At 70.8% G+C, this 1,818-nt stretch carries 2 protein-coding genes; both read left to right on the top strand.

Annotated features, from left to right (window positions below; translation table 11 throughout):
- The coding region (locus ACFWEP_RS34475) for an OPT/YSL family transporter (protein WP_387376222.1) at positions 1 to 684 on the top strand (684 nt) is incomplete at its 5' end.
- A gap of 100 nt (positions 685 to 784) precedes the next feature.
- The coding region (locus ACFWEP_RS34470) for a hypothetical protein (RefSeq protein WP_387376220.1) at positions 785 to 1,818 on the top strand (1,034 nt) is incomplete at its 3' end.

The raw sequence follows: 1,818 nt of genomic DNA, 5'->3' as shown, positions 1-1,818 counted from the left end.
CTCTTCGCCGCCTTCGCCGCCCTGGTCCACGAGCTCATCGTGGGTCTGGCGGCCATGCAGTCCGGATGGTTTCCGTCCTTCGCCGTCACCCTGATCTTCCTCGTTCTCGGGCTGGCCCTCGGCATCCCGTCGGTGCCGCTCGCGCTCCTGGTGGGGTACGTCTCCGCGACCGGCCCCGCCTTCGCGGACATGGGGTACGACCTCAAGGCGGGGTGGCTGCTGCGCCGCGACCACCGCCCCTGGGACGCCTTCGAACGCGAGGGCCGCCGCCAGCAGTTCCTGGCAGCCCTCATCGGATTCGCCGTCGCCCTCGTCGTCGTGGCGATCGCCTGGCGCTCGTACTTCGAGCAGGGGCTCATCCCGCCCGTCGCCAAGGTGTACGCCGCCACCCTCACGAGCGGCCTCAGCGACCCCGACACCGTCCGCACCATGCTGCTCTGGGCCGTCCCCGGCGCCGCGATACAGCTGCTCGGCGGCACCCGCCGGCAGATGGGCGTCATGCTCGCCACCGGCCTGCTCATCCTCACCCCGCAGGCATGCTGGCTGGTCCTCGGCGCCCTGGCCGTCCGGGTCGGTTACCGGAAGCTGCGCGGACCCGCCGCGGCCGAGGAACTCAACCTGGTCGGCGCCGGACTGATCGCGGGCAGCTCGCTCGGCGACTCCGCACAGATCCTCAAGACCTGACGCACCGGCGAGGGAACCGGCGACACGCCCGGACACCCTCCCGGACCGCGCCCTCTCACCGCTCCACTCAGCACCACCCGCACGGCAAGGAGATCCCTCCATGGACATGTACAGCAGGCTCGAACCGCGTCCCGAGTACCTCAGCTTCGAACTCGCCCTGGCCGCCCGCAAGCTCGTCGAGGAGGTCATGCTCGTCAAGAGCGGCGAGCACGTCGTCCTCACCGGTGACACCAGCAGCGACCGCCGGGTGATCGAGGCGACCGCCCAGGCCGTCGCCGCCGCAGGCGCGCACCCCGTCGTCGTCTGGTACGAAACGCTGCCCGGCGCCTCCATGGAGCCGCCCAGGCCGGTGGCCGGTGCCATCGCCGACGCGGACGTGTGGATCGAGTTCGCCGTCTCGTACCTGATGCACTCCGACGCCTTCCGCGCCGCCATGGCCAACGGCTGCCGGTACACCAACCTCACGGCGATGGACGTCCAGATGCTGGTCGCCACCGTGGGCCGCCCCGACTTCCAGGGGGTCATCCGCCTCGGAAAGGCTCTCGTGGCGCTCCTGGAGGCGGCGGGCGAAGTCCGCATCACCTCCGCCAACGGCACCGACCTGGTCGGCCGCAACGGGGACCGTCCGATCAACCTGCGCGGGAAGCCGGCCGAGAAGCCGGGCGAGACGGTCATGCTCTCCGGCCAGATCTCCTGGAACCCGCTCGAGGAGACCCAGGACGGTGTACTCGTCTTCGACGGGGCCCTGTGGCCGCCGGACGAGATCGGTCTGCTGCGTTCTCCCGTGCGCTGCACCGTGGAGAAGGGCGTCGTCACCAAGATCGAGGGCGGCGCGGACGCGGACACGTTCCGCCGCTGGATGGAGTCCTTCGACGACCCGAACATGTTCCGCGTGGCGCACTGGTCGCTCGGGTTCAACCCGGGCGTGCTCGCCCCGACCGGCCGCATCGTCGAGGACGAGCGCGTCTTCGGCTGCGTCGAACTCGGCATCGGCACCAAGGGCGCCTGGATCGGCGGCGAACCATGGGTGGCCGCCGCGCACACCGACGGCAGTGTGCTGGGCCCGTCGATCTACCTGGACGGCGTCGCCATCGAGGTGGACGGCCGGTACGTACACCCGGAGCTGGTCACGAT

Origin of the sequence: Streptomyces sp. NPDC060198 (assembly GCF_042728415.1) — a bacterium.
GTDB lineage: Bacteria > Actinomycetota > Actinomycetes > Streptomycetales > Streptomycetaceae > Streptomyces.
This window is presented reverse-complemented; position numbering and strand designations above follow the sequence as displayed.